The organism is Neisseria viridiae (assembly GCF_962747995.1).
In the GTDB taxonomy this organism is placed as follows: Bacteria; Pseudomonadota; Gammaproteobacteria; order Burkholderiales; family Neisseriaceae; genus Neisseria; species Neisseria viridiae.
Genome location: NZ_CAUJAJ010000002.1, coordinates 158,489 through 185,075 on the forward strand (window position 1 = coordinate 158,489; position 26,587 = coordinate 185,075).

The following is a 26,587-nucleotide window of genomic DNA, read 5'->3' on the forward strand; positions in this document are numbered from 1 at the left end:
TAAGGCGTATATCAGAATTTGACGCGCACGCCGACGGACAGTTCGCTGGAGCGGACGTTTTTGACAGTGTTGACTTTGCCGACGTAGTTGTAGCGGTAGCCGGCATCCAAATCGACATTCGGGGTAACGGCATAGCTTACGCCCGCCAATACGCCGAGACCGGTGGAGGTTTGGCTGAAGCTGTCGCTGCCGCCCAAGTCGACGGAGGCGCGGTTGAGGCTCAAGCGCGCGCCGAGATACGGTTTGACGGGCGATTGGGTGTCGAAGTCGTAAATGGCGGACGCGCCGATGCTGTAAAGTTTGACATCGGTGGATGCGGCTTTATAGTTTTTGTAGCGCGTGTAATCGACGGCGAAGCGGAGGTCGTTGATGCGGTAGCCTGCGGAGATGCGCGGGCTGAAGCCTTTGGCAGAACCTAAAGAGCTTGAGGCTTTGGCGTGTGCGGCATCGGCTTGGATGTAAAAGCCGGATGCGCCTTCTGCCAGTGCGGCGGCCGGGAGGGCGAGGGCAATCAGTGCGGCAAGTGCTTTTTTCATATTTTGGTTCCTTTATGGTTAGGGAGAAAAATTGTTAAGAATCCGTTAAAGAATCCTGCCGTATTATACTGAAATTTTCTTTTTGCATCGTAATATTTTCAATGCCTCAAGATACGCGGCGGCATCCGGCTGCTCTGCCGACGGCAAAGCCGTTAATCCGCGCGTTGCCCTTAAACGGCGGCATCACGCGGCGGACGGGTGGAACTTGCAAACGGTTTGGAAAAAACCGCAAAGGCGCGGCGGCGGTATCTGTCGGATTGTTGCAGGCGCAGGCGTACGGTTTTTTGTGTGCGGCGTTGCCGTCTGAAACGCCCGGCGGGGGATGCGGCTGCGTTTTCCATCGATAAGCATATTTTCCGGACGCGTTCGGGGCGGGTTTTCCCGGGCGGCCGCCGATTTGTTTGCGCTTATAAAAAACACTGCAACAAATCGTTTAAAAACAAGCGTCCTTTTTCGGTCGGGCGGAACACGGTCGGGTCGGTTTCCAGCAGGCCTTTTTGTCTTGCCGTTTCGATTTGCGCCATGATTTTGGCAGCAGGTACTCCTGTGCGCTCCTGCAACATCGCGGCGGGTACGCCGTCGGTCAGGCGCAGGGCGTTCATCATGAACTCGAACGGCAAATCATCGGCGGCAACGGTTTTGCGTTCGACGGCTTCGCTCGGTTGGCTTTGCATTAAGGCGAGGTAGTCGTTGGGATGGCGGCGGCGGACGGTGCGCTCGATGCGGTCGGGGTAGGAGATTTTGCCGTGCGAGCCCGCGCCTATGCCCAAATAATCGCCGAACTGCCAGTAGTTCAAATTGTGGCGGCACTGCATGGTGGGTTTCGCAAAAGCCGATGTTTCGTAGTGGACAAAACCCGCGCCTTCCAGCGCGCCGTGTACCGCGTCTTCGATGTCGAGGGCGGCTTCGTCTTGCGGCAAACCTTTCGGCGGCGTATGACCGAACGGCGTGTTCGGTTCCATCGTCAGATGATACGCGCTGATGTGGGTCGCGCCCGTAGCGATGGCGGTTTGTACGTCGTCCAATGCCGTCTGAACGGTTTGGTTCGGCAGGGCGTACATCAAGTCGATATTGACTTTATTAAATAATTTCAAGGCAGTAGCTATGGCGGTTAAGGCTTCTTTGCCGTTGTGGACGCGCCCCAGCCTTGAGAGCATATCGTCGTTGAAACTCTGCACTCCGATAGAAAGCCGCGTAATGCCTGCGTCTTTAAATCCTTGAAACTTCTCGATTTCAAATGTACCCGGATTGGCTTCCAACGTAATTTCCGCTTCCGGCTGCAAGCGCAACAGCGAACGCACGCCGCTCAACAAACGGTCAATCGATTCCGCCTGAAACAGGCTGGGCGTACCGCCGCCGAAAAATATCGTTTCCACCGGCCTGCCCCAAATATTGGGCAATTCAAGCTGCAAATCGGTCAGCAGCGCGTCGATATAGGCGGCTTCGGGCAATCCGTTTTTCAGGCTGTGGGAATTGAAGTCGCAATACGGGCATTTTTTGATGCACCACGGGATGTGGATATAGAGCGACAGGGGCGGCAGGGCGGTGAGTCGGGTGCGGTTTGGAAAGGAAATGGTGTGCATGGTGTGGTTCGGAAAAGTGGGCAATGCCGTCTGAAGGCGGTTCAGACGGCATGGGTTTAGCCGAGCAGGGTAAGCAGTTCGGCTTCGCTGAGGACGGAAACGCCCAAGGCATTGGCTTTTTCCAGCTTGCTGCCCGCAGCTTCTCCGGCGACGACGTAGTCGGTTTTTTTGGACACGCTGCCAGAAACTTTGCCGCCTGCGGCTTCGATTAGGGCTTGGGCTTGTTCACGTTTAAGCGTGGGCAGGGTGCCGGTTAATACGAAGGTTTTGCCTGCTACGGCTTTATTGATGCCGTCTGAACCTTGCGCCGCCTCGTCTTCAGACGGCATTTGCGCGAAGAAGGTTTTCAGGTTTTCGAGCAGGGCGGCGTTTTGTGCTTCGCTGCGCCACGCCTGCCAGTCGGTGGGAAGAGCTTTGTCGTTTTGCAGCCCTTCTATACTTTGACCGGCGAGTTCCCATAAGGCTTGGGCTTTGTTTTCGCTGATTTTGAAGTCGGGCAGGCGGGCAATCCAGCGTTGCGGCTCGGCGTGGCGGGCGGGCGGGATGGTAACCGCTTGGGTTTGCGGGGCAACGCCTGCGGCGAGCAGCTCGTCTATCATCGCCTGCTGCGCGTCTTGGGCGAAGAAGTGGGCGATGGAGCGGGCGACGACGGTGCCGATGTCGGGCAGGCAGGCGAGGATGGGTTCGGGCGCGCGGCGGACGTGTTCCAACGTGCCGAATGCCTGCGCCAGCGTTTTGGCGGTGCGTTCGCCGACGTGGCGGATGCCGAGCGCGAACAGGAAGCGGGCGAGTTCGGGCGTTTTGCTGGCTTCTATGCCTGCGAGGATGTTTTCCGCCCACTTGGTCGGTTGTTTTTTATGTTTGCCCGACGCGCCGACCGAACTGCCTTCAGACGGCATTTGATCCGATTCGGCAACGGTTTTGTCCGCCGCTTCCTTCATTTTTTGCAGGGTCGGAATATCGAGGCGGTAGAGGTCGGCGAAGTGGCGGACGAGGTCTTGGGCGACAAGCTGTTCGATTTGTTTTTCACCCAAGCCGTCGATGTCCATGGCTTTGCGCGAGGCGAAGTGGATTAAGCCTTGCGCGCGTTGTGCCTGACAAAGCATGCCGCCGCTGCATCGGGCGACGGCTTCGCCTTCTTCGCGTTCGATTTCGCTACGGCAGATGGGGCAATGGGTCGGCAGGCGGTAGGGCTTGTGGAGCGGGGCGGATTGGGTTGGGTTTGCAGCCGGTGCTTCGGCAAACAGGTCGTCTTGTTGGTATTTGATGCCGTCTGAAAGTCCCGTAACGTCGGTTTCCTGCATCGGGCGGCGTTCAAAAATCACGCGTACGACTTCGGGAATCACGTCTCCGGCGCGGCGCACGACGACGGTATCGCCGACGCGCACGTCTTTTCGGGAAACTTCGTCCTGATTGTGCAGGGTGGCGTTGGTAACGGTTACGCCGCCGACGAATACGGGTTGCAGGCGGGCGACGGGGGTAACGGCGCCGGTGCGCCCGATTTGTACGTCTATGGCTTCGACGACGGTCAGGGCTTCTTCGGCGGGGAATTTGTGGGCAATCGCCCAGCGCGGCGCGCGGGAGATGAAGCCCAGTTTTTTTTGTTGCGCCAGACTGTTGACTTTGACCACCATACCGTCGATTTCGTAGGGCAGTTCGGGGCGTTTTTGCTGCATTTTTTCGTAAAACGCCAATACTTCGCCGATATTTTTGAAGCAGCCGAAATTGCCGTCGGGCAGGCTGAAGCCGAGTGCTTGGAAATAGGCAAGTTCTTGGATGTGTTCTTCCGCGACGAAACCGCCTTGCTGGCGGGCAATCGAATAGGAGAAAAAGTGCAGTTTGCGTTGCGCGGTGATACGCGAATCGAGTTGGCGCAGGCTGCCGGCGGCGGCATTGCGCGGATTGGCGAAAGGTTTTTGCCCGTTTTCGGCTTGACGTTGGTTTAAAGCGGCGAAATCGGCTTTGAGCATCAGCACTTCGCCGCGCACTTCGATGAGTTCGGGCGTATTTTCGCCGTGCAGCCGCAGGGGGATGTTGGCGACGGTTTTGACGTTTTGGGTAACGTCTTCGCCCGTTGTGCCGTCGCCGCGCGTCGCCGCCTGCACCAATACGCCGTCGCGGTAGAGCAGGCTGATGGCGAGGCCGTCGAATTTGGGTTCGATAACGTATTCGGGATGGCCGCCGTCCAAGCCGTCGCGCACGCGTTGGTCGAAGGCGTACATTTCGGCATGGTCGAACACGCCGTTTTCATCTTGCGGGGAGAAGGCGTTGGTCAGCGACAGCATCGGCACTTCGTGGCGCACTTCGGCAAATCCCGCCAGAGGCTCGCCGCCGACGCGCTGGGTCGGACTGTCGGGCAGTTTGAGCTCGGGATGGTTTAGCTCGAGGGCTTCGAGTTCGCGGAACAGGCGGTCGTATTCGGCATCGGGTACGCTGGGCGCGTCGAGGGTGTAGTATTCGTAGGCGTAGCGGTTGAGGAGGTCGGTGAGGCGGCGGATGTGTTGTGCGGTCGGGTTCATGGATTCGTACAGGTTCAGACGGCATGGACAAATGCCGTCTGAACGGTAAAACGTGTTGGAAACGGTCGGATTTTACAGGAAAACAAAAGGCGGATACACCGTTGCCGATGTATCCGCCTTTGAGGTTTCGGATTTATGAGAACAGGCGCAGGGCGGTTTTGCCGCCCGGTTCGATACCGACTTTGAGCATCTCGGACTGGCGTGCCAAAACGTAGGTGCGTACGTCTTTGAGCCATTGGGTAGAAACTTCTTCCATTTTGTCGTTGACCAGATTCAGGTTCAACTGGCCGGACAGGCGTACCGCCAAATCCATAAAGAGGTCGTCGAAGGTTTTTTCGCCTGCCGGAGAGTGCGGAATGTCGAGCAGCATACTGAAGCCTTTGTAGGACTGGTTGTCCAAAAGGGCATTGGTAAACGGCTCGTTGTTGAGCGTGCAGATGGAGAACATGGTCGAACCCGACGTGTCGGTATAGTGGAACGCGCCGTCGTCTTCCAAGACGAAACCCACGCCCGTTACGGCGGAACGCAGTTCTACGCCGCTGATGCTGGTCGGGGAAACCAAATGGATGGCGATGGTCTGGTCGACGCGCGCGCAGAATGCGTCCAGTGCGGAAGCCACTTCGATAAAGGCGGCAAGGTCGGTGTGCAGCGTCTGACCGCCCATGCTTTGTGCGAATGCGTCCACCTGGCGGTTGAATGCGGAGAGTTCTTCCTGCGAGGCAAGTCCGTTGCGGCTGACTGCCTGAATACCCACGATAAATGCCTGATAGCGGATGCCCGGGATGGGTTCGGCAATCTGGAAATGGTCGTCCATGGTGCAGCCGACAATCTGGTAGCGGCAGCGGTTGGAAAGGCGCGGCAGTGCGTGCAGTTCTTTGGCTTCGGTCAGCGCGATATAGGAGATGAAATCGAAGCGCACGTCAAACCACGGCAGTTCGACTTTTGACAATTCTTGGAGCGTAATCAGCGGTTTTGCCGGCGTTTGCGGAACGGGAACGGGTTTTGCCGGCGCGTCGGCAGGTTTCGGTGCGGAATGTCCGGTTTGGGGTTCGGAAACGGTGTGGGCGGAGTTGCCGATAATGCCGCTTTCTTCCAAGACGGTTTCGATTTCGGTTTTGAACGGGGAGGCTTTTGTCTGTTTCTGCTTGGCAATGTAGACGGCATCCTGTTCTTGCAGGTTGCGCATGGCGGGGTCTTGGGGTTTTGCCGTTTTTCTGACCGCCGGTTGGGGTTTCGGCATCATGACCGGCCCGCCGGACGGTTTGCCGTCGCGGACATGGCTGGTTTTACTGTTGAGCAGGGCATCTTTGTCGGAGTGCCCGAACTGGTCGCGCACTTTTTTGCGGTATTGGTTTTCCTGATACATATTGTAGGCGACAACGGCGAGGACGGCGGCGAGGAACAGTACGATGTAAATCATGGCAATCACTTTAAATTTCGGGATGCAGGATGCGCAAAGTGCGGGTACTGCGGTTAAATCGGGCTTGCGTTTCCGGCAGTCTGACGGAACGGCCGGTTATAACGTTTGAATTATAACGAAAATTGCAGGGTCTGACAGCAGTGTGTCGAAATAAGCGGAAATTTTCCGAAATGCCGTCTGAAATCTGTGGTTTTCAGACGGCATTTCTGTCCACGGGAAACTCTTTCTCCCATATCCGCCGCCAGTCGAAAAAATGGCCGGGGTCGGTTTTGCGGTCGGGCGCGATGTCTTGGTGCCCCGTTACCGCCGTGATGGGGTAGCGGTGGCAGATTGCGTCCAACAAGGCTTCGAGCGAACGGTATTGTGCTTCGGCAAAAGGTTCGAAATCGCAGCCTTCCAGTTCGATGCCGATTGAAAATGCGTTGCATTTTTCCCTGCCGCCGAATGAAGATACGCCGGCATGGTATGCCATATTGTCGCAGGAAACGAACTGTACCGTTTCTCCGTCGCGTTTGATTAAGAAATGGCTGGATACGCGCAAAGTGTGTATCAATCCGAAAAACGGGTGGTCGTTCGGGTCTAGGCGGTTGGTAAAAAGCCTCTCAACCGCATCCGTACCATATTCGAACGGCGGCAGCGAGATATTGTGCAATACGACAAGGGAAACCTCTTCTTTGGACTCCCTCGGGCCGAAATTCGGCGACGGAATGTGGCGCACGCTTTGCAGCCAACCGTCCTGCCAGGGTGCCGTAGCGGGATTGTCCATGATGTCCTTTCTGTCTTATGGGGTAATTTGGGTTATACTGTCGCCCGAATTTTAAGATGTATTCCGATATTGGGAATCCTACCATGTTGAGAAAATTGTTGAAATGGTCTGCCGTTTTTTTGACCGTGTCGGCAGCCGTTTTCGCCGCGCTGCTTTTTGTCCCTAAAGACAACGGCAGGGCATACCGAATCAAGATTGCCAAAAATCAGGGTATTTCGTCGGTCGGCAGGAAACTTGCCGAAGACCGCATCGTGTACAGCAGACATGTTTTGACGGCGGCGGCCTACGTTTTGGGTGTGCACAACAGGCTGCACACGGGGACGTACAGGTTGTCGTCCGAAGTGTCGGCTTGGGATATTTTGCAGAAAATGCGCGGCGGCAGGCCGGATTCCGTTACCGTGCAGATTATCGAAGGTTCGCGTTTTTCGTACATGAGGAAAGTCATCGACGCAACGCCCGACATCGGACACGACACCAAAGGCTGGAGCAATGAAAAACTGATGGCGGAAGTTGCGCCCGATGCTTTCAGCGGCAATCCTGAAGGGCAGTTTTTTCCCGACAGCTACGAAATCGATGCGGGCGGCAGCGATTTGCAGATTTACCAAACCGCCTACAAGGCGATGCAACGCCGCCTGAATGAGGCATGGGAAAGCAGGCAGGACGGGCTGCCCTATAAAGACCCCTACGAAATGCTGATTATGGCGAGCCTGATTGAGAAGGAAACCGGGCACGAAGCCGACCGCGACCATGTCGCTTCCGTCTTCGTCAACCGCCTGAAAATCGGTATGCGCCTGCAAACCGACCCGTCCGTGATTTACGGCATGGGTGCGGCATACAAGGGCAAAATCCGTAAAGCCGACCTGCGCCGCGACACGCCGTACAACACCTATACGCGCGGCGGTCTGCCGCCAACCCCGATTGCGCTGCCCGGCAAGGCGGCACTCGATGCCGCCGCCCATCCGTCCGGCGAAAAATACCTGTATTTCGTGTCCAAAATGGACGGCACGGGCTTGAGCCAGTTCAGCCATGATTTGATCGAACACAACGCCGCCGTCCGCAAATATATTTTGAAAAAATAAACCATGCCGTCTGAAAAGTTTGTGTTTTCAGACGGCATACCCTTACTGGAACTGCAAGCATGAAACCGCAATTCATCACTTTGGACGGCATAGACGGTGCCGGAAAATCCACCAACCTTGCCGTCATCAAAGCATGGTTTGAACGGAGGGGGCTGCCCGTGCTGTTCACGCGCGAGCCGGGCGGAACGCCGGTCGGTGAGGCCTTGCGCGAAATCCTGCTCAACCCTGAAACCAAAGCCGGTTTGCGTGCGGAAACACTGATGATGTTCGCCGCCAGAATGCAGCATATTGAAGACGTGATATTGCCCGCGCTTTCAGACGGCATACACGTCGTATCAGACCGTTTTACCGATGCAACCTTTGCCTATCAGGGCGGAGGACGGGGAATGCCGTCTGAAGACATTGAAATATTGGAACATTGGGTGCAGGGCGGTTTGCGCCCCGATTTGACCCTGCTGTTGGATGTGCCGCTGGAAGTATCGATGGCACGTATCAGGCAGTCGCGCGAGAAAGACCGTTTCGAGCAGGAGCAGGCGGATTTCTTCATGCGTGTGCGCAGCGTTTATCTGAACCGTGCCGCCGCCTGTCCCGAACGGTACGCCATTATCGACAGTAACCGCAGCTTGGATGAAGTCAGAAACAACATAGAAAAAGTGTTGGACGGACATTTCGGCTGTTGATGCGGCAAATATTGAAACAAGCGCATCCACCCGCGCCGAAAATCAAACGGCAGTGCCGCAGGTGAAAATGGCGGTATGCGCCAAACTTTCGGCATGATAGAATTACGCTCGGTTACAAGGCAGGATGCGTCGGCAATATTAACGAACCGCCCGTAACCCGATGTCTCGAAAGTGTTTCGGACAGTCCGATTCAAATCTTTTTCTCGCAACAGGATTGACACATGGAAAACTCATTGAAAGAAGCCGCCCTCAAGTTCCACGAATTACCCGTTCCGGGCAAAATTTCCGTTACCCCGACCAAATCTCTGGCGACCGACAAAGATTTGGCGTTGGCGTACTCTCCGGGCGTAGCCGCCCCCTGTATGGAAATCCATGCCGATCCGCAAAATGCCTACAAATACACCGCCAAAGGCAACTTGGTCGCCGTCATTTCCAACGGTACGGCCGTTTTGGGCTTGGGCGACATCGGCGCGCTGGCGGGCAAACCCGTGATGGAAGGCAAAGGCGTATTGTTCAAAAAATTCGCCGGTGTGGACGTGTTCGACATCGAAATCGATGAAAAAGACCCGCAAAAACTCGTGGACATCATCGCCGCTTTAGAGCCGACCTTCGGCGGCATCAACCTCGAAGACATCAAAGCACCCGAGTGTTTCTACATCGAACGCGAATTACGCAAACGCTGCAAAATCCCCGTATTCCACGACGACCAGCACGGCACGGCTATCATTACCGCCGCCGCCGTATTGAACGCCCTGCGTTTTACCGGCCGTAAAATCGAAGAAGCGACCTTGGTTTGCTCCGGTGCGGGTGCCGCCGCGATTGCCTGCCTGAACCAACTGCTGGATTTGGGCTTGAAACGTGAAAACGTAACCGTTTGCGACTCCAAAGGCGTGATTTACCAAACCCGTGAAGACAAAGACCGCATGGATGAGTCCAAACAGTTCTACGCCATTGAAGACAACGGTCAACGCGTGCTTGCCGATGCCGTTAAAGGTAAAGACATCTTCTTGGGTCTGTCCGGTGCAAATCTGCTGACTCCTGAAATGTTGAACACCATGAATGCCAAACCCATCGTGTTCGCTATGGCCAACCCGAATCCGGAAATCCTGCCGCCGCTGGCAAAAGAAACCCGTTCGGACGTGGTTATCGGCACCGGCCGCTCCGACTTCCCGAACCAAGTGAACAACGTATTGTGCTTCCCGTTCATCTTCCGGGGCGCGTTGGATGTCGGCGCGACCACCATCAACGAAGAAATGAAACGCGCCTGCGTGTATGCTTTGGCGGATTTGGCGATGGAAGAGGTAACTGAAGAAGTGGTTGCCGCTTACGGTAAGAAATTCGAATTCGGCGCGGAATACCTGATTCCGACCCCGTTCGACTCCCGCCTGCTGCCTCGCGTCGCTACGGCTGCCGCCAAAGCAGCGATGGAAAGCGGCGTGGCAACCCGTCCGATTGCAGACTTGGAAGCCTACGCCGCCAAGCTGGGCGAATGGAAGCTGTAATACGCTGAGTGTAAAAATGCCGTCTGAACTGTTTTCAGGCGGTATTTTGCTGTCCGACGATTTGAAACCTGTCCCAAAAAGGAAAAATATGGAATCCGTCCGTTACAACATCAACAACACGCCTGAAATCCAAAACGACAACGCCCCCGTCATGACGACAGGACAATGGGTGTTGACGATGATTGTTTTCATGATTCCTTTGGTCAACATCATTATGCTTTTTGTTTGGGCGTTCGGCAGAGGCAACCCCAACCGTGCCAATTTCTGTAAAGCGCTGTTGCTTATTTACCTTGTTGGTTCGCTTATCGGTTTGATTTTCATATTGCTTATAGGTGGGTCTGCATCGGGCACACATTATTAATGCCCTCGGCTGATGCTGCTTCGAAGATTTGTATCGAACATGCCGAATTATTTTAAACTTCATACTCTTATCGAACGGCATTGGCAAAAACCTTATCCGGTTTTGTCTTTTCTGCTTAAGCCGCTCTCCGGGCTGTTTGCCAAAATTGCGGCAAAACGGCGGGCGGATTTTTTATCGGGAAAACGGCAAAGCGAAAAGCTGTCCGTGCCTGTGGTTGTGGTCGGCAATATTCACGCGGGTGGGACGGGGAAAACGCCGATTGTTGCCGCGCTGGTGTCGGGTTTGCAGGAAAAGGGCGTCAAGGTCGGCATCATCAGCCGAGGCTACGGGCGCAAGAGCAAGGCGGTTCATGTATTGAATGCCGAGAGCCGAGCGGAAGATGCGGGCGATGAGCCTTTGCTGCTGTTCCACAAAACCGGTGCGCCGACGGCTGTGGGCAGCAGCCGAGCGGAAGCGGGCAGGGCGTTGTTGTCGGCGCATCCCGACATCGGGCTGATTGTGGCGGACGACGGTTTGCAGCATTACGCCCTGCAACGCGATGTCGAAATTGCCGTGTTTCCGTCTGCCGACACAGCAAGGCAGGATTTGGATCTGCTACCCAACGGCAGTTTGCGCGAACCTTTGTCGCGGCTGGATTCGGTGGATACGGTCGTCGTCAGCGGCGGCGAGGCGGACGCGTCGTTTGCGCCGTCTGAAAATATGTTTCACAGCCGCATCGAAACGGGACAAATTTACCGTTTGAACCGGCCGTCCGAAGAATTGGATTTGGCGGGTTTGGGAAATCAAACCGTCGCGGCAGTCGCCGGTATCGCCAAGCCGGCGCGGTTTTTCGATTCGTTGCGGAATATGGGCATTACCTTGAAGCAAACCGTCGCGCTGCCCGACCACGCCGATATTTCGGCGGCAGATTTGCCCGATGCGGACGCGGTAATTATTACGGAGAAAGATGCGGTCAAGTTTTCAGACGGCATTTGCGCCGATAATGTTTGGGTGCTGCCGGTTTGTGCGATAATCGAACCTGATTTGGCGGCGTTTGTGTTTGAGCGGCTGGAAGGAGTGCTAAAGGCCGTCTGAAAGCACGGTTTGGGCGAAATTATTAAAAACGCCTCACGCCGTCATTCCCGCGCAGGCGGGAATCTAAGTCTCGAATTTTCAGGAATGACTAGGAGGCTTCAGAAATCCCAAATCCCTGGATTTCCACCTGAGCAGGAATGACGGAAGCCGGTTGTATTTTTTATCTGTATTAATCATTCGCCAAAGGAGCGGATATGAAGCTGAAAACCTTGTTATTGCCCTTCGCCGCGCTGGCATTGTGTGCCAACGCTTTTGCCGCCCCGCCCAGCGACGCGTCGCTGGAGCGTTGGCTGGATACGCAGAATTTTGACCAGGATATAGAAAAAAATATGATTGAGGGCTTTAATGCCGGATTTAAACCGTATGCGGACAAAGCCCTTGCCGAAATGCCGGAAGAGAAAAAAGATCAGGCGGCAAAAGCCTTTAACCGCTATCGTGAGAATGTTTTGAAAGATTTGATCACGCCTGAGGTGAAACAGGCTGTCCGCAATACTTTATTGAAGAATGCCCGTGAGATATACACGCAAGAAGAAATTGACGGCATGATTGCCTTTTACGGTTCGCCTGTCGGTCAGTCCGTCGTTGCCAAAAATCCGCGCTTAATCAAGAAATCGATGAGTGAAATAGCGGTATCTTGGACTGCATTGTCAGGGAAAATCGCGCGACATCATCTGCCCGAGTTTACGGAAGAGTTGCGACGCATCATCTGCGGCGGTAAAAATCCCGATGCGGGCTGCAAGCAGGCCGGACAGCTTGGGAAAAGGCATCAGAAATAAATAATAGCCGCCTGAAATATTGCAGAGGGCATCCGATTGATTAAACTATTATAGTGGATTAACAAAAACCAGTACGGCGTTGCCTCGCCTTAGCTCAAAGAGAACGATTCTCTAAGGTGCTGAAGCACCAAGTGAATCGGTTCCGTACTATTTGTACTGTCTGCGGCTTCGTCGCCTTGTCCTGATTTTTGTTAATCCACTATAAACTCGAAAGAGACCCTATGGAAAAAAAATTCTTAGACATCCTTGTCTGCCCCGTTACCAAAGGCAGGCTGGAATATCATCAGGACAAACAGGAATTGTGGAGCCGTCAGGCGAAGCTGGCGTATCCGATTAAAGACGGCATTCCCTATATGCTGGAAAACGAAGCGCGAGCGTTGAGCGAAGAGGAACTCAAAGCATGACCGAATTCGTCGTATTGATTCCGGCGCGGCTGGATTCATCGCGCCTGCCCGGAAAAGCCTTGGCGGACATCCACGGCAAACCGATGGTCGTGCGCGTTGCCGAACAGGCGGCAAAAAGCAAAGCCACGCGCGTCGTTGTTGCCACCGATCATCCCGATATTCAGACGGCCTGTCAGGCGCACGGCGTCGAAGTTGTCATGACTTCAAACCGGCACGAAAGCGGCACAACGCGTCTTGCCGAAGCCGCCGCCGCGCTGAAACTGCCGCAACATCTGGTGGTCGTCAACGTACAGGGCGACGAGCCGCTGATTGCCCCCGAACTCATCGACCGTACTGCCGAAGTCTTGGTGGAAAACAACGTACAAATGGCGACCGCCGCGCACGAATTGCACGATTTCGACGAATTGATGAATCCCAACGCCGTCAAAGTCGTCCTCGACAAAAACCGCAACGCCATCTACTTCAGCCGCGCCCCGATTCCCTATCCGCGCGATGCGATGCGTGCAGGAAAACGCGAAATGCCGTCTGAAACCGCCGTCCTGCGCCATATCGGCATCTACGCCTACCGCGCCGGCTTCCTGCAACGCTACGCCGAAATGAGCGTTTCGCCGTTGGAAACCATCGAATCGCTGGAACAACTGCGCGTCCTGTGGCACGGTTATCCCATTGCCGTCGAAACCGCCAAAGAAGCCCCCGCCGCCGGTGTGGATACGCAGGAAGATTTGGACAGGGTTCGCGCCGTATTTCAGACCGTATAAAACAGGTTCAAAGGGAAAAGATATGCAGCAACATATTGAAAAGTGGCAGCACTTGAGCCGTGAAGAACAGAAAATCCTTGCCGAAGTATGGGGTCTCGTGCAAAACGACGATCAGGAGGTTCACTATGAAATGCTCAAATTGAACGCACCCGACGAAGCCAGCGGTGAATTTTGGTTCAGAATGGCAGAAACACTCAGCACCCTGCCGCCCAACCGTTCCCTCGACCTTAGAATGAACGGCGGCAGGCTGGCGACCGCCGTATCCATCCTATCGGTGATGATTGAGGACAATCCCGACATACCGCAGCTTTGGGCGCAGAAAATTACCGCCCTCAACTATTTGGCACACGGACACAAAGCCCGTGCCGACGGTTTGGCACAACAGCCCGACAAAGCGGCAGAAGCCAACGAGGAGGAATACCTGACCAAAGCCCTGTCGCAAAACCTGCTGTCAACATTGGATGCCGCGCTTGCACGTTTTCCTGAAGACGCGTGGTTTCAGGAAATCAAACAGGATGCACAAAAGCATTTTGCTTGAGGACGTGGCGGTCAGGAATATTTCCATTCAGGAAGAAAAGAAGTGCCTGATTGGGTATAATCAGGGTAAATCTTATTTTATTTCAAAAGATTAATATTTGTTTTCTGTTTCTCCTTGACGGTATCGGAAAAGTTGATTATAGTTACGGCTTTCTTAGGAGTAATGGCTGAGAGGCTGAAGGCACTTCCCTGCTAAGGAAGCATGTGGGGTCAACCTGCATCGAGGGTTCGAATCCCTCTTACTCCGCCACAGAATACAAACGCCCCGAAACGGGGCGTTATTTTTTGCGTAAAAACTGAACATACATTAAGAATCATTGAATTATATTCATTTTGTTTTGTGTAATTTATGCCATAAATATAATCATATAAAAACTTTTATCAATAAGTCATTATGATAATGTGTGGTAATTTTGAATGGCAACTTACCATAATGACTAAAGTTATTATTCCTAATACGGCGGATTGGGTTAAAAATGCAAAGTTGAAAGACGGGCTTGATAAATTTTCAGATGGGATAACTTCGTTTAAGGTATTTAGATATATGAATTATAATTATAAAACAATGAGATATATTTTGTGAAAGTGTTTGATTATGGTTATCAGCCATATTTTTTGCACAAAATATGACTTATGCTAAAAACTCTAATTATAAAGAACTAGATTATAGGAATCATATGTTAGAATTCCCCAACCGTTTGGATAAAGCGGTAATCTAAAGATAAAACTCAAGAAAGACACAATATGAACAAACTACTGATTACTTTAATGATGGCGGCAGGTTTGGCAGCTTGTTCGCAAGAAAGCAAACAAGAGGCGCAAGAGGCGGCTCCAGCCGTTGCTTCTGAAGTTCAGACCGAGGCATCTTCAGTTCAGGCGGCCGCACAGGAGGCTGCTCCGTCTGTAGAAGCGGCTTCAGCCGAAGCTAAATCTGAGGAGAAGGCGGAAGCCCCCGCGGCGGAAGCTAAACCGGAAGCAAAAGCAGAAGCTTCCGTTGCTGTCGATGGTCAGAAAGTATTTGAAGCCAGCTGTAAAATGTGTCATGGCGGCACCATTCCCGGGGCACCTGCAGTGGGTAAAAAAGACGATTGGGCACCACGTATCGCAAAAGGCAAGGAAACCTTGCACAAACATGCAATCGAAGGTTTTAATGCGATGCCTGCCAAGGGCGGCAATGCCGGTTTGAGTGATGATGAAGTGAAGGCCGCAGTCGATTACATGGCCAATCAGTCCGGTGCAACATTCTGAATTGTTTATAATATTCACGATAGTGTAATCAAGCCTGTCCGGATATTTGATGAAACCGGATTCCATGCAATATATGGAATCCGGTTTTTTTATTCCAAACTGAGTTATTTAAGGGTGCGGCAGTCTATATGCACGGTTGCGCATTCAAGATTTTTTACGGCTGGCCAATCAGCCCAATACCTTTCCCCTTTTAGTGATTGTCCTGATGGTTTGTTTGGTATTGGTTTATAAAAACCGTCAGTTGGAAAACGGCCCGTTTCCGGTGAGAAGGTTACGGCAATCTGTCGCACAATCGGAGTGGTATGCCTATTCGCCTATCTGCGCGTCAGATGTTATACTTAAAAAGATTTATCGATTGTTTGCCGGAGCCTCGCCGGTGTTGGGAGTGTAAGAGAAATGAGTAGAATCCAACAGACTTTTGCCGCATTGGGTAATAAGAAGGCATTGATTCCTTATATTACGGTTGGAGACCCGGACATTGGGGCGACTTTGGCAATAATGCACAGTATGGTGGAAAATGGTGCGGATATTTTAGAGTTGGGTGTGCCTTTTTCCGACCCGATGGCGGATGGTCCGACTATTCAGCGTGCGGTAGGGCGGGCGTTGGCAAACGGGGTTTCGCTGCGCGATGTCTTGGATGTCGTCGGAAAGTTTCGTGAAACCGACACGCAAACGCCGGTTGTTTTGATGGGGTATTTGAATCCCATACATAAGATGGGTTATCGGGAGTTTGCTCAGGAAGCCGCAAAGGCGGGAGTGGACGGCGTGTTGACGGTGGATTCTCCCATCGAAACCATCGGTCCTTTATATAATGAGCTGAAGGATAACGGAGTCGACTGTATTTTCCTGATTGCGCCGACGACGACGGAAGACCGTATTAAAACCATTGCCGAGCTGGCAGGCGGATTTGTCTATTATGTTTCGCTCAAGGGCGTAACGGGCGCGGCAAGTTTGGATACGGATGAGGTTTCGCGTAAAATAGAGTATTTGCGTCAGTATATCGATATCCCTATCGGTGTCGGTTTCGGTATCAGCAATGCGGAAAGCGCGCGCAAAATCGGCTGGGTTGCCGATGCGGTCATTGTCGGCAGCCGGATTGTGAAAGAGATTGAAAACAATGCGGGCAACGAGGCTGCGGCTGTCGGTGCTTTGGTCAAAGAGTTGAAGGATGCCGTGCGCTGATTCTGTCGTGCATTCTAAATGTTTTAGGAGTTGTCCATGAGCTGGTTAGATAAAATCCTGCCACCCAAAATCAAAAACCGCAGCAAAGACGGTTCTTCCAATGTTCCCGAGGGTTTGTGGCACAAATGCCCGTCTTGTTCGGCAACCATCTATTCGACCGAGTTGCAGCAGAACAATCAGGTCTGCCCGAAATGCAACCACCACAACCCGTTATCGGCGCGCCAGCGTTTGAACCTGCTTTTGGATGAGGAAGGCAGGGAGGAAGTTGCGGGTAATGTCAAACCGACCGATCCTTTGAAATTTAAAGACAGTAAAAAATACCCCGACCGTTTGGGGGCGGCACGCAAGCTGACCGGGGAAGATGACGCGCTTGTGGTGATGAAGGGGATGATGAACGGCCTGCCCGTCGTCGTTGCTGCGTTTGAATTCCGCTTTATCGGCGGTTCGATGGGTTCGGTTGTGGGCGAGCGTTTCGTACAGGGTGTCCGCCGTGCGGTTGCCGATAATTGTCCGTTTGTCTGCGTGGCGGCTTCCGGCGGCGCGCGTATGCAGGAGGGCGTGAACTCGCTGATGCAGATGACGAAAACCAGTGCCGCGCTGCACCTGCTGACGGAAAAACGCCTGCCGTTTATATCGGTATTGACTGATCCGACCATGGGTGGCGTATCCGCCAGCTTTGCTTTCCTCGGCGATGTCGTGCTTGCCGAACCGAACGCGCTGATCGGTTTTGCCGGCCCGCGCGTGATTGAGCAGACGGTGCGCGAAACGCTGCCGGAAGGCTTCCAGCGTGCCGAGTTCCTGCTGGAAAAAGGCGCAATCGACCAGATTGTCGACCGCCGCGATATGAAGCGGCGCATCAGCGATTTGATTACGCTGTTGTGCCGTCAGGACAAAGTTTCCGCCGCCTGATGGCTGATGAATCGAATGCCGTCTGAAACCGATGTTTCAGACGGCATTTTTGTGTCTGGTTATTTGTCGTGCGGCTTCATCGACGGGGCATAGCGTCCGGCACGTTCTTTCAGGCGTTGTACCAAACCTTGCGTGTCGGCGGGTACGCCGCCCTCGCAAAATGCGGCATACAGTACGCCGCGTAATGCGTCGTTGCGCCCAAGTGTGCCGCCTATCGGCTTCCATTCGGCGTTTCGGGGCTGTATCCAGCGGCGGTTGACCGTGTCCCCGTAGCCGAACACTTTGTAGGAGGAAAGTTTGCCGTTGCCGAACCCGATGGAGGAACGGGCGCAGAATATGCCTTCGGCAGTCAGGTTGTCGTAGCCTTTGTCGGAACGGATATTGAGAATGTAGCGGATGCTGCCGTCGGGCGCGGGCATGATTTGCAGGCTGTCGAGCAGGATTTTCGGCTGTTTGCCGTAATTTTCATCCACATAAATGTCAAACCAGCCGTCCGAGTGCGCATCGGGCAGCGGCGGCAGTTCGGCGGTATATTCTTTAAATTCGCGGGCGGCGGCTTCTTCTGGCGTTTCGCGGTAGCGGGTGTTGATCGGCGTGTCTTTTTGGCTGAAGCCGGTGGCAAGGGATGTGCCGGCGGCGAAGGCAAGCAGCAGGAGGGCGGTGCGGCGCATAAGTTTCTCCAAATTGAAAACGGCATTATTTTATGGGTTGGCAAAGGGGGCTGCAAGCAACTGGGGTATAATCTCCCCCCGATTCCCATTTTTAAACAGTATAAACGATGAACAGCGAAACTTTAGACGTAACCGGATTGAAATGTCCCCTGCCGATTTTGCGGGCAAAAAAGGCTTTGGCGCAAATGCAGCAGGGCGACGTGTTGACCGTTCTGGCAACCGACGGCGGCGCACCGGGGGATTTTGAGGCGTTCTGCCGCCAAACCGGTCATGTGCTGCTGGATGCTTCGGAGCAGGACGGCGTGTTCACGCTGGTCGTCCAACACAAATAAATGCCGTCTGAAATGCGGATGTCTCGATTGATGTTATTGCTGTCGGCATTTGTGCTTGCTGCGTGTAATGCCCAAAACCGGCAATCCGGTGTACGGCATCAGGATTTCGCACGCGTAGCCGTCGATTTGTTTCGGAGTGCCTGCGTCCTGACTCAAGGTAGTTTCGAACCGGTTTCCAAGTTTGCCGCTGTCGGACATTTTGTCCCTGTCGGAAAGGAAGACCTGTCCCGCCTGCCGCCCGCTGTTGCGGGAACCCGATGTACAGGCGTTGTGGACGCTTGAACGCGATGGCGGCATTTATTATTTGAGCCTGACGCGCGACAGTTGCAGTGTGAAAGCCGAGCGGGCAGACAGTGCCGCGCTTTTGGAACATTTTGACGGACTTGTCCGACAGCCGCCGAAAAATGCCAATATAGAATTGAGGGCGCAACAGGCAGTACAGACACCGTTTGAAATCCGTCAAGTCAGCTATGCCTGGCGGTCAACGGGCAGCTCCGAAGAAACAGTATTGACCGCGCAGACTGCCGACTCTCCCGATTTGCCCGTACAGGTAGTGCTGAACCTGACGCACCGTTCCTACAGCGGAACACCTTTAGTCCTTCCCTGACTTCAGACGGCATAAGATTGGCATGCCGTCCGAACATTCAAATAAAACAAAGGAAAACCATGCAAACCCTGACCATTATCCGCCCCGACGATATGCACCTGCACCTGCGCGACGGCGACGCGCTCAAAGCCGTTGCCCCTTATACCGCCCGCCAAATGGGGCGCGCCGTCATTATGCCCAACCTCAAACCGCCCGTCGTCAGTGTGGCCGACGCGCTTGCCTACAAAGCGCGCATTATGGCGGCGTTGCCCGAAGGCAGCGCGTTTGAGCCGCTGATGACGCTTTACCTGACTGACCAAGCCACGCCCGAACTCGTGCGCGAAGCCAAAGCTGCCGGCATCGTCGCCTTCAAACTCTACCCCGCAGGCGCGACCACCAATTCCGATTCCGGCGTAACCGACCTGTTCAAGCTCATCCCCGTGTTGGAAGAAATGGCGAAACAGGGCATTTTGTTCCTCGTCCACGGCGAAGTAACCGACCCCGAAATCGATATTTTCGACCGTGAAGCCGCCTTTATCGGGCGCGTGATGAAACCCGTTTTGGCGCAAGTGCCGAATCTTAAAGTCGTGTTCGAACACATCACCACCGCCGAAGCCGCCCGCCTTGTTTTGGAAGCGGGCGACAACGTTGCTGCCTCCGTGACCCCGCAACACCTCCTGCTCAACCGCAACGACCTCTTGGTCGGCGGCGTGCGCCCCCATCATTTCTGCCTGCCCGTACTCAAACGCGAAACCCACCGTCAGGCTCTGGTTGCCGCCGTTACCGGCGAGAAGGCGCACAAATTCTTCCTCGGCACAGATTCCGCGCCGCACGCCAAATCCGCCAAAGAAAACGCCTGCGGCTGCGCCGGTATGTTCAGCGCGATGACCGCTATCGAGCTTTACGCCGAAGTATTTGAAAAAGCAGGCGCGTTGGACAAACTCGAAGCCTTTGCCTCGAAAAACGGCGCAAGGTTCTACGGCATTCCCGAAAACACCGACACGATTACCCTTGTCAAACAAAGCCAAACCGTCCCCGCAAGTGTTCCCTACGGCGACGGCGAACTTGTCCCGATGCGTGCTGGCGGCGAAATCGGCTGGACGGTGCAGTATTGATTGAACGGTCAGGCAAAATGCCGTCTGAAAGGTTTTCAGACGGCATTTGTGTTGCTGACTGCTTGATACGTCAACGGCGTTTTTTCGGTTATTTCCGATAAATTCCCACAATTTTCAAATTTCGCCATTCCCACGAAGGCAGGAATCCGGAAATTCGATGCGACCAGAGTTTATCAAAAATGGCAGAAACTCAAAAAACCGGATTCCCGCCTGCGCGGGAATGACGAGATTGAAGTTTCAGAATTTATTTGAAATACCCAAAATTCAAAAAACCAAATTCCCACCTGCGTGGGAATGACGAAACAAAGAAAGCAGAAATAAGGACATAGAACTTTCTTTAAATTTGTGATGCATCAACGGCGTTTGGGCTCGTCGGGGCGGATTTGGGCAGCGAGTTTGTCGAGGATGCCGTTAACGAATTTGTGCCCGTCCGTGCCGCCGAATGTTTTGGTAACTTCGATGGCTTCGTTGATAATGACGGGGTAGGGCGTTTCGGGCATGGCGGACAGCTCGTGGCAGGCGGTCAGCAGGACGGCGCGTTCGATGGGGTTGAGGTCTTTTTCGTCGCGGTCGAGCAGGGGGCGGATTTGTCGGATGTACTCTGCCGCATTGGTTTGCGTGCCGAAGAAGAGTTTGTTGAACAATTCTTCGTCCGCTTTGGCAAAGTCGGACATTTCGCGGATGTTTTTAGCAATCTCGGGTGCTGCGGTGCGGTTGATAAGGGATTGGTAAACGGCTTGTACGGCAAGCTCGCGGGAACGGCGGCGGGCTGTTTTCATGATTTTTCCTTGAAACGGTTGGGCGGCACGGTATGCCGTCTGAAACGGAAAGGGCGCATCGGTGTACGCCCTGTTTGTTATTCTTCGTCTTCAAACTGTTCTTCGAGCAGAAGGTTGACGAGGTTGGCGCATTCGACGGCGACTTTGGCGGCATCCGAGGCTTTTTCTTCAATCCGTTCGATTGCCTGTGCGTCGTTTTCGGTGGTCAGGACGGCATTGGCAATCGGGATGTTGTAGTCGAGGGCGACGCGGCCGACCCCTGCTCCGGATTCGTTGGCAACCAGCTCGAAATGGTAGGTTTCGCCACGGATGACGACACCGATGGCAATCAGTGCGTCAAACTTTTCGGAAGAGGCAAAGTTCATCAGCGCGATGGGGATTTCAAGCGCGCCGGGTACGGTTGCGACGGTAATGTTTTCGTCTGCCACGCCCAATTCTTGGAGGGTGCGGCAGCAGACTTTGAGCATTTCGCTGCCGATTTCGTTGGTGAAGCGTGCCTGTACGATGCCGATGCGGAGGTGTTTGCCGTCGAGGTTGGGGGCGATGGTGTTCATTGGGTGTCCTTTGGTATTCGGGGTTTCGGAATGCCGTCTGAAGGCTTCAGGCTTGCGGCTGCCAGTCGGCAACGGTTTGGAATGTGCCGTCTTCGGCAAGCTCCCACGCGCTTCCTTCGGGTTGTGAGAGCAGTGCGGCGGTTTCAGGGTTGGTTTTGGTGATGTCGGCGAGGCTGACGATGCTGAAGTTGTCGGGGTCGTCGGTGTATTCGTCGGTCTCGTCGCCGCTGAAGAAACGCCAGCCGCTGTCGTTTTCAAAAACGGGGGCTTCGCGGTAGAGGAAGCCGACGGACCGGTTTTGTTTGGCGACGGTGTTGGTGGCGATACAGCGGTCAAGTGCCGAGGAAAGTGCTTGTGCAAATGCGTTCATTGCGGGAATACGTTGGGGGAAAACTTACGGATTTTACCACGATTCTTGCGTTGTCGGCAGACGGCGGCGGTTTGGTGGTACAATGTGCGCCGTTTGCAGCCTTAAGGTGTTTCTGTATTTTTGAAGTATGGAAACGCATTCGGGCTGTTTTTTGCGGAAGACGGTAATGAAAGACGATGTTTTGAAACAGCAGGCACACGCGGCGATACAGAAGAGACTGGGCTACGCGTTCCGCGATATTTCGCTTTTGCGGCAGGCTTTGACGCACAGGAGCCATCATGCGAAGCACAACGAGCGGTTCGAGTTTGTCGGTGATTCGATTTTGAATTATACGGTGGCGCGGATGCTGTTTGACGCGTTTCCGAAGTTGACCGAGGGCGAGTTGTCGCGGTTGCGGGCAAGCTTGGTCAATGAGGGCGTGCTGGCGGAAATGGCGGCGGAAATGAATGTCGGCGACGGCCTGTACTTGGGGGCGGGCGAGTTGAAGAGCGGCGGCTTCAGACGGCCTTCGATACTGGCGGACGCGATGGAGGCGATGTTTGCCGCCGTCAGCTTCGATGCCGATTTCAACACGGCGGAAAAGGTGGTGCGCCATCTGTTTGCCGATCGCGTCCGGCGAGCCGATTTCCAAAATCAGGCAAAAGACGGCAAAACTGCTTTGCAGGAGGCGTTGCAGGCGCGCCGTTTCGCCTTGCCGAAATACCGTATCGAAGAGCAAATCGGCCATGCCAACGACAGTATGTTTGTGATTTCCTGCGATTTGGGCGAACTGGGTTTCGTGTGCCGTGCCAAAGGGACGAGCCGCAAGGCGGCGGAACAGGAGGCGGCGAAAGAGGCTTTGAAATGGCTGGAAGAGAAGCTGCCGCTGAAGAAGAAAAAGAAATGAGGCGGCGCGTGAATATGCCGTCTGAAATATGGATATGAAAGCGAATATGGATATTGAAACCTTCCTTGCAGGGGAACGCGCCGCCGACGGATACCGTTGCGGCTTCGTGGCGATTGTCGGCCGTCCGAACGTGGGCAAATCAACGCTGATGAACCATCTCATCGGTCAGAAAATCAGTATTACCAGCAAAAAGGCGCAGACGACGCGCAACCGCGTAACGGGGATTTATACCGACGATACCGCGCAGTTTGTGTTCGTCGATACACCGGGCTTTCAAACCGACCACCGCAACGCGCTCAACGACAGGCTGAATCAAAACGTTACCGAGGCACTCGGCGGCGTGGATGTGGTGGTTTTCGTCGTGGAGGCGATGCGCTTTACCGATGCCGACCGCGTCGTGTTGAAACAACTGCCCAAGCACACACCGGTTATTTTAGTGGTCAACAAAATCGACAAGGACAAGGCGAAAGACCGTTACGCGCTGGAGGTGTTTGTTGCCCAAGTGCGCGCCGAATTTGAATTTTCGGCGGCGGAGGCGGTCAGTGCGAAACACGGATTGCGGATTGCCAACCTGTTGGAGTTGATTAAGCCGTATCTGCCCGAAAGCGTGCCGATGTATCCCGAAGATATGGTTACGGACAAATCGGCGCGTTTTTTAGCGATGGAAATCGTGCGTGAAAAATTGTTCCGCTATTTGGGCGAGGAATTGCCTTATGCGATGAACGTCGAAGTGGAGCAGTTTGAAGAGGAAGACGGTTTGAACCGCATCTACATCGCCGTTTTGGTCGATAAGGAAAGCCAAAAGGCGATTTTAATCGGCAAAGGCGGAGAGCGTTTGAAGAAAATTTCCACCGAAGCGCGGTTGGATATGGAAAAACTGTTTGATACCAAAGTATTTTTGAAGGTCTGGGTCAAAGTCAAATCCGGTTGGGCGGACGACATCCGCTTCCTGCGCGAGCTGGGTTTGTAGTTTTTCTTGCCGAACTTTACGCAAATGCCGTCCGAACAGGTTTCAGACGGCATTTTGTTTGGCAGTTCAAAGGATGACGTTGCGCCAGTCGCTTTCAAAATAGCTGACGTGATGTTTTGCCGGCGGAAGATTTCGGGTACAACGGCAACAATGCCGCCTACACCGCTTCAGACGGCATGCAAGCCCAGAGCGGCGCACATTATCCCGCCTTGCCCTCGAAAGAGGGCGTAGAAGCTGCGAAAAATATTGGAAAATACCGTCTGAAGTATGTTCAGACGGCATTTGCGTATTGGGACGGGTTCGGCCGGTTACGGAAAATATCTGTTTTGACGGCGTGTCCCGGCCGGCAATCAAAGCAGCGGCAAGTCCTTTCCTGTCCATATGGTCGCGCGGGATTTCATCGACGGCTGTGCAGGGTGCAGCTGCCGCCGCGCCTCCGTCCCAAACGTCGGCAGATGGCGGTAACACGCGCGTATCAGGCGCACCAAATCTCCGGTCGGCAAAGCGGTAGGCGTACCGTCGCCGAAATAGACGGCACGGATTTTGCCGCTTCCTTGACGGATTTCGGCTTCCTGTTCCGGCTTCGCAATGATTTTGCCGGTGCAAATCTGGCTGTAGCCGCCTTTCCAAGCATTGCGGCAGAAGCCGCAGAATACGCAGTGGTTGGCGCAAAACGGAATATGCGGATAAGTTGAAGCATCTTCCCGCAAAACCGTTTCCGCCTGTTCCCGCCAAAGCTGCTGCCAACGCACGGAGGGCACGGGCAATCCGCCCCATATCGGCATCAACGCCCGGCGTTCGGGAAAAATATCCGGTACGGCTTGGCCGACGCTCAGCTTCATCCCTAGATTAATTTCTAATTCATATTGATTGAGTGAAAATTTTATTTTCAAATAAACATTACGTTTGACGGGATAGGGGGCGGATACGGTTGTCAATCGGGTGGTCAATCCGGAATAGGAAATACAAAGCCGCCGTTATTTCTGTTCATACAAGGACAGGAATAAGGCAAATCGCACTTCCTATATGTTCCGTATTTTGATGTCTAGAAAGATGTTTTGCCTATAATGGGATTCTGTTGTCCTTTAGATTTTCTTAAAATGCAGTTCTAAGGTGCTTTCCTTATCGGTTTCAATAAAATATTATCAGTTGTCGGTGCTTTCAGCATTGCATCGGCAGATTTCACCCGTCCCAAACCGCCTGTTCAAAAATGCAATAAAAATGAAGGAGTACCTTATGCGCAAACTGCAAAACACGCTGTATATCACCACGCAAGGCAGCTATCTGCATAAGGAGCGGGAAACGCTGGTGGTGGAGCAGGAACGTAAGAAGGTGGCGCAATTGCCGGTGCATTCCATCGGGCATATTTTCTGTTTCGGCAACGTGCTGGTGTCGCCGTTTTTGCTGGGGTTTTGCGGCGAGAATAATGTGAATCTGGCGTTTTTTACCGAAAACGGACGTTTCTTGGGGCGGTTGCAGGGGCGGCAAAGCGGCAATGTGCTGCTGCGTCGGGCACAGTATCGGATGTCGGAACAAAATCCCGTGCCGATTGCACGCAATATCATCGCGGCGAAGATTCAGGCAGGCAAACGGGTGCTTCAGCGGCAGATTCGCAACCACGGCGACAATGCGGACATTCAGACGGCGGTTGCCGCGCTGAATTTCTCTTTGCAGCAGTTGAAACGGGCAGACAGTTTGGATTTGATACGCGGGATTGAAGGAGATGCGGCGGCACGTTATTTCGGCGTGTTCGGGCAGTTGGTTAAGGCAGAAAGCGGGTTTGCTTTTGACGGAAGAAACCGTCGCCCGCCAAGAGACGGTGTCAATGCGCTGCTTTCTTTTCTATACAGTATTTTGGGCAAGGACATCAGCGGTGCGTTGCAAGGCGTGGGGCTGGATCCGCAGGTGGGTTTTCTGCACGCCGACCGACCCGGGCGCGACAGCCTGGCACAGGATATTTTGGAAGAGTTCCGCGCGTGGTGGGCGGACAGGCTGGTACTGTCGCTGATTAACCGCGGGCAAATCAAGCCGCAGGATTTTGTCGTCGGGGCAAGCGGGGCGGTGAGCTTAAAAGCCGATGCGCGCAAACTTTTGTTCCAGTCTTTGCAGGCGAAAAAGCAGGAAAAAATCACCCATCCGTTTTTGGGTGAAGAAGTGGAAATCGGTTTGCTGCCTTATATTCAGGCCATGCTTTTGGCGCGGCATCTGCGCGGAGATTTGGCGGCATATCCGCCGTTTTTGATGAGGTAGCCGGGTATGCCGTCTGAACGCAACCGGCTTCAGACGGCCTGGAGGGACAAGAAAATGCTGATGTTGATAACTTATGATATTTCGCTGGAAGACGCGGAAGGACAGGCAAGGCTGCGGCGCGTAGCGAAACTGTGCCAAGACTACGGCGTGCGCGTGCAGTATTCCGTGTTCGAATGCGACATCTCACCCGACCAGTGGGTAGTTTTAAAAGACAAACTTTTAAAAACCTACAACCCCGAAACAGACAGCCTGCGCTTTTACCACTTGGGCAGCAAATGGCGGCGCAAAGTGGAGCATCACGGCGCAAAACCGGCGGTCGATATATTCAAGGACACGCTGATTGTGTGAATCGCCAACCTGTTGTTCCCATAAAAATGCGGCAGGGTTGGCGAATTTGGATTGTTCTTTAACAATCAGGATATTGCAAATGTGGATATGGCGGATAAGGCTGTGCTATACTCATGCTTGTGCTTTTTTCGGGAGTTTGGCGAAGTCGGGGCTGCAAAGCCTGATGTAGTAAGGCTTTCGGAAGGAGCTTCAGCCGCCTTCAGGCGGCTGTGTGTTGAAACAATTTTGATGACGTTGCCGCCGTTTATCGTGAATTCAGCCGCCTTCAGGCGGCTGTGTGTTGAAACTCCCCAAAAGATGCTTTACCGCTCATCAATTGAGTCAGCCGCCTTCAGGCGGCTGTGTGTTGAAACAATGCCACCTGAAAAATTACCCATTCCCTTTCTGTCAGC

At 53.8% G+C, this 26,587-nt stretch carries 29 protein-coding genes, 1 tRNA gene and 2 pseudogenes; 21 read left to right on the forward strand and 11 right to left on the reverse strand.

What is annotated here, in order from left to right; all coding sequences use genetic code 11:
* Positions 1-11: 11 nt before the first annotated feature.
* From nspA to ampD, 6 genes are all read right to left on the reverse strand, one after another.
* Positions 12-536, reverse strand: coding sequence for an outer membrane beta-barrel protein NspA (gene nspA / locus Q9J79_RS02680; RefSeq protein ID WP_301912483.1), 525 nt, complete (start codon positions 534-536; stop codon positions 12-14).
* 170 nt (positions 537-706) lie between these two features.
* Entirely contained in the window at positions 707-877 is a 171-nt protein-coding gene (locus Q9J79_RS02685; RefSeq protein ID WP_301912484.1) for a hypothetical protein, read from the reverse strand.
* 66 nt (positions 878-943) lie between these two features.
* Positions 944-2,119 carry a radical SAM family heme chaperone HemW gene (gene hemW, locus Q9J79_RS02690; RefSeq protein ID WP_301912485.1) on the reverse strand — a complete coding sequence of 392 codons (1,176 nt, stop codon included), beginning with the start codon at positions 2,117-2,119 and terminating at the stop codon, positions 944-946.
* 56 nt (positions 2,120-2,175) lie between these two features.
* On the reverse strand, positions 2,176-4,638 hold the full coding sequence (ligA, locus tag Q9J79_RS02695; RefSeq protein WP_301912487.1) for an NAD-dependent DNA ligase LigA: 2,463 nt from the start codon (positions 4,636-4,638) through the stop codon (positions 2,176-2,178).
* Positions 4,639-4,771: 133 nt separating this feature from the next.
* Positions 4,772-6,058 carry a cell division protein ZipA C-terminal FtsZ-binding domain-containing protein gene (locus Q9J79_RS02700; RefSeq protein WP_301912488.1) on the reverse strand — a complete coding sequence of 429 codons (1,287 nt, stop codon included), beginning with the start codon at positions 6,056-6,058 and terminating at the stop codon, positions 4,772-4,774.
* Positions 6,059-6,251: 193 nt separating this feature from the next.
* A complete protein-coding gene (gene ampD / locus Q9J79_RS02705; RefSeq protein WP_301912489.1) occupies positions 6,252-6,824 on the reverse strand; it encodes a 1,6-anhydro-N-acetylmuramyl-L-alanine amidase AmpD in 573 nt (190 codons plus the stop codon).
* 83 nt (positions 6,825-6,907) lie between these two features.
* Here ampD and mltG point away from each other — a divergent pair, with 83 nt between their 5' ends.
* The 13 genes from mltG (at position 6,908) to accD (ending at position 17,334) form a co-directional block, all read left to right on the forward strand.
* Positions 6,908-7,903 (forward strand): endolytic transglycosylase MltG, encoded by a 996-nt coding sequence (gene mltG, locus Q9J79_RS02710; protein WP_301912490.1) that lies wholly within the window; start codon positions 6,908-6,910, stop codon positions 7,901-7,903.
* 59 nt (positions 7,904-7,962) lie between these two features.
* The gene (gene tmk, locus Q9J79_RS02715; RefSeq protein ID WP_301912491.1) at positions 7,963-8,583 is read left to right on the forward strand and encodes a dTMP kinase; all 621 of its coding nucleotides are present in this window, start codon (positions 7,963-7,965) and stop codon (positions 8,581-8,583) included.
* A 221-nt stretch (positions 8,584-8,804) separates the two neighbouring features.
* A complete protein-coding gene (locus Q9J79_RS02720; protein WP_301912492.1) occupies positions 8,805-10,085 on the forward strand; it encodes a malic enzyme-like NAD(P)-binding protein in 1,281 nt (426 codons plus the stop codon).
* Positions 10,086-10,101: 16 nt separating this feature from the next.
* Positions 10,102-10,446 (forward strand): hypothetical protein, encoded by a 345-nt coding sequence (locus Q9J79_RS02725; RefSeq protein WP_301818562.1) that lies wholly within the window; start codon positions 10,102-10,104, stop codon positions 10,444-10,446.
* 39 nt (positions 10,447-10,485) lie between these two features.
* Positions 10,486-11,520: a tetraacyldisaccharide 4'-kinase gene (lpxK, locus tag Q9J79_RS02730; protein ID WP_301912493.1), complete on the forward strand. Its 1,035-nt coding sequence runs from the start codon at positions 10,486-10,488 to the stop codon at positions 11,518-11,520.
* Positions 11,521-11,714: 194 nt separating this feature from the next.
* Positions 11,715-12,296, forward strand: a complete 582-nt coding sequence (locus Q9J79_RS02735) for a DUF2059 domain-containing protein (protein WP_301912494.1) — start codon at positions 11,715-11,717, stop codon at positions 12,294-12,296.
* Between the two features lie 221 nt (positions 12,297-12,517).
* Positions 12,518-12,700 (forward strand): Trm112 family protein, encoded by a 183-nt coding sequence (locus Q9J79_RS02740; protein WP_002221286.1) that lies wholly within the window; start codon positions 12,518-12,520, stop codon positions 12,698-12,700.
* Entirely contained in the window at positions 12,697-13,458 is a 762-nt protein-coding gene (kdsB, locus tag Q9J79_RS02745; RefSeq protein ID WP_301912495.1) for a 3-deoxy-manno-octulosonate cytidylyltransferase, read from the forward strand. Before Q9J79_RS02740 ends, kdsB begins: the two co-directional genes overlap by 4 nt.
* A 22-nt stretch (positions 13,459-13,480) precedes the next feature.
* Positions 13,481-13,996 (forward strand): 3-deoxy-manno-octulosonate cytidylyltransferase, encoded by a 516-nt coding sequence (locus tag Q9J79_RS02750; protein WP_101130217.1) that lies wholly within the window; start codon positions 13,481-13,483, stop codon positions 13,994-13,996.
* 156 nt (positions 13,997-14,152) lie between these two features.
* Positions 14,153-14,245 (forward strand) — tRNA-Ser (locus Q9J79_RS02755).
* A 494-nt stretch (positions 14,246-14,739) separates the two neighbouring features.
* Positions 14,740-15,243 carry a c-type cytochrome gene (locus Q9J79_RS02760; RefSeq protein WP_301912496.1) on the forward strand — a complete coding sequence of 168 codons (504 nt, stop codon included), beginning with the start codon at positions 14,740-14,742 and terminating at the stop codon, positions 15,241-15,243.
* A gap of 396 nt (positions 15,244-15,639) precedes the next feature.
* On the forward strand, positions 15,640-16,425 hold the full coding sequence (trpA, locus tag Q9J79_RS02765; RefSeq protein ID WP_301912497.1) for a tryptophan synthase subunit alpha: 786 nt from the start codon (positions 15,640-15,642) through the stop codon (positions 16,423-16,425).
* 36 nt (positions 16,426-16,461) lie between these two features.
* Complete coding sequence (gene accD, locus Q9J79_RS02770) at positions 16,462-17,334, forward strand: acetyl-CoA carboxylase, carboxyltransferase subunit beta (RefSeq protein WP_301912498.1); 873 nt, start codon at positions 16,462-16,464, stop codon at positions 17,332-17,334.
* 59 nt (positions 17,335-17,393) lie between these two features.
* On the opposite strand, the gene Q9J79_RS02775 is transcribed toward accD, so the two are convergent.
* Positions 17,394-18,005 (reverse strand): CNP1-like family protein, encoded by a 612-nt coding sequence (locus Q9J79_RS02775; RefSeq protein ID WP_301912499.1) that lies wholly within the window; start codon positions 18,003-18,005, stop codon positions 17,394-17,396.
* Between the two features lie 107 nt (positions 18,006-18,112).
* Between Q9J79_RS02775 and Q9J79_RS02780 the strand changes: the two genes are divergently transcribed.
* The 3 genes and pseudogenes from Q9J79_RS02780 to pyrC all read left to right on the forward strand — a co-directional run bounded on the left by Q9J79_RS02780 (position 18,113) and on the right by pyrC (position 20,038).
* Positions 18,113-18,337 carry a sulfurtransferase TusA family protein gene (locus tag Q9J79_RS02780; RefSeq protein WP_002222784.1) on the forward strand — a complete coding sequence of 75 codons (225 nt, stop codon included), beginning with the start codon at positions 18,113-18,115 and terminating at the stop codon, positions 18,335-18,337.
* 12 nt (positions 18,338-18,349) lie between these two features.
* Positions 18,350-18,944, forward strand: a pseudogene (locus Q9J79_RS02790) (NMCC_0638 family (lipo)protein).
* A 59-nt stretch (positions 18,945-19,003) separates the two neighbouring features.
* Positions 19,004-20,038, forward strand: coding sequence for a dihydroorotase (pyrC, locus tag Q9J79_RS02795; RefSeq protein ID WP_301912502.1), 1,035 nt, complete (start codon positions 19,004-19,006; stop codon positions 20,036-20,038).
* A 353-nt stretch (positions 20,039-20,391) separates the two neighbouring features.
* Here pyrC and nusB read toward each other — a convergent pair whose 3' ends face one another.
* From nusB to Q9J79_RS02810, 3 genes are all read right to left on the reverse strand, one after another.
* Entirely contained in the window at positions 20,392-20,817 is a 426-nt protein-coding gene (gene nusB, locus Q9J79_RS02800; protein ID WP_002214168.1) for a transcription antitermination factor NusB, read from the reverse strand.
* 77 nt (positions 20,818-20,894) lie between these two features.
* Positions 20,895-21,371 (reverse strand): 6,7-dimethyl-8-ribityllumazine synthase, encoded by a 477-nt coding sequence (ribH, locus tag Q9J79_RS02805; protein ID WP_301912503.1) that lies wholly within the window; start codon positions 21,369-21,371, stop codon positions 20,895-20,897.
* Positions 21,372-21,417: 46 nt separating this feature from the next.
* Positions 21,418-21,741, reverse strand: a complete 324-nt coding sequence (locus tag Q9J79_RS02810; RefSeq protein ID WP_301912504.1) for a DUF2185 domain-containing protein — start codon at positions 21,739-21,741, stop codon at positions 21,418-21,420.
* Between the two features lie 166 nt (positions 21,742-21,907).
* On the opposite strand from Q9J79_RS02810, the gene rnc reads away from it, so the two are divergent.
* A complete protein-coding gene (rnc, locus tag Q9J79_RS02815; RefSeq protein ID WP_301912505.1) occupies positions 21,908-22,627 on the forward strand; it encodes a ribonuclease III in 720 nt (239 codons plus the stop codon).
* A 46-nt stretch (positions 22,628-22,673) separates the two neighbouring features.
* Entirely contained in the window at positions 22,674-23,597 is a 924-nt protein-coding gene (gene era / locus Q9J79_RS02820) for a GTPase Era (protein WP_301912506.1), read from the forward strand.
* A gap of 449 nt (positions 23,598-24,046) precedes the next feature.
* Here era and Q9J79_RS02825 read toward each other — a convergent pair.
* Positions 24,047-24,439, reverse strand: a pseudogene (locus Q9J79_RS02825) (heme anaerobic degradation radical SAM methyltransferase ChuW/HutW); the annotation flags it as partial.
* A 394-nt stretch (positions 24,440-24,833) separates the two neighbouring features.
* Between Q9J79_RS02825 and cas1c the strand changes: the two are divergent.
* The 3 genes from cas1c to Q9J79_RS02840 all read left to right on the forward strand — a co-directional run.
* Positions 24,834-25,847: a type I-C CRISPR-associated endonuclease Cas1c gene (gene cas1c, locus Q9J79_RS02830; RefSeq protein ID WP_301912507.1), complete on the forward strand. Its 1,014-nt coding sequence runs from the start codon at positions 24,834-24,836 to the stop codon at positions 25,845-25,847.
* Positions 25,848-25,901: 54 nt separating this feature from the next.
* A complete protein-coding gene (cas2, locus tag Q9J79_RS02835) occupies positions 25,902-26,195 on the forward strand; it encodes a CRISPR-associated endonuclease Cas2 (RefSeq protein WP_301912518.1) in 294 nt (97 codons plus the stop codon).
* A gap of 51 nt (positions 26,196-26,246) precedes the next feature.
* A partial coding sequence (locus Q9J79_RS02840) for a hypothetical protein (RefSeq protein WP_301912508.1) occupies positions 26,247-26,587 on the forward strand: 341 nt, incomplete at its 3' end.